At 52.9% G+C, this 678-nt stretch carries 2 protein-coding genes; both read right to left on the bottom strand.

Translation table 11 applies throughout. The features are described from left to right. The coding region (locus F4V54_RS11590; RefSeq protein ID WP_170253159.1) for a transposase at nt 1-238 on the bottom strand (238 nt) is incomplete at its 3' end. Further along, nucleotides 238-555 carry a transposase gene (locus tag F4V54_RS11055; RefSeq protein ID WP_005297477.1) on the bottom strand — a complete coding sequence of 106 codons (318 nt, stop codon included), beginning with the start codon at nt 553-555 and terminating at the stop codon, nt 238-240. The genes F4V54_RS11590 and F4V54_RS11055, both read right to left, overlap by 1 nt. Nucleotides 556-678 lie beyond the last annotated feature (123 nt).

The following is a 678-nucleotide window of genomic DNA, read 5'->3' as shown; positions in this document are numbered from 1 at the left end:
GGGTGATCTGGTAGCGCTCGGTAAGTTCTGCGGTGATCCGCGGAGCACCATAAACCTCATCGGAGTCTTTCCAAATCTGATGAATCTTTCGGTCAACGCCATCGTAAAATGCAGCACGATCATTTTCGCCAGATAGTCGCTTCTGCTGCGTATCAGCCCATTTGTAGTATCCAGACCGAGACACTTTTAATAGCCGTGCCATGCGTTTGATGCTGTAGTTTGCCTTCTCCTGCTGCATCAATTCGAACTTTTCTGCTCGCGTTGCTTCGCGGCGAAGAAGGCTGTCGCTTTTGACAAGAACTCATTATCCATCTTGGCTTCCGCCAACTCACGGCGCAGACGAGCATTCTCAGCACGAAGATCAGCCTCACTCATCCCATCCGAGGCCCCTCGGCGTTCACGCTCGAGTTTGACCCACCGGCCTAAAAGCCCGGCGGAGACGCCAATCTCCTTAGCCACATGAGCGATCGGGCGCTCTGACTCGATTACAAGGTTCGCGGCTTCACGCCGGTACTCCGGCGTGTACTTCTTGCGCTGTTGACTCACAATGAACATCCTCTCCTACGGACACAAGATCCGCACAAATAGGGTGTCCACTAAACGAGGGTAACCTCAAAACACCTCGTACTTACTAAAGACGTCACCATCACCAACCCTAAATGCCGCCGCAGATTCCTC

It is taken from the genome of Corynebacterium tuscaniense (assembly GCF_008693065.1).
Taxonomy (GTDB): Bacteria; Actinomycetota; Actinomycetes; order Mycobacteriales; family Mycobacteriaceae; genus Corynebacterium; species Corynebacterium tuscaniense.
This window is presented reverse-complemented; position numbering and strand designations above follow the sequence as displayed.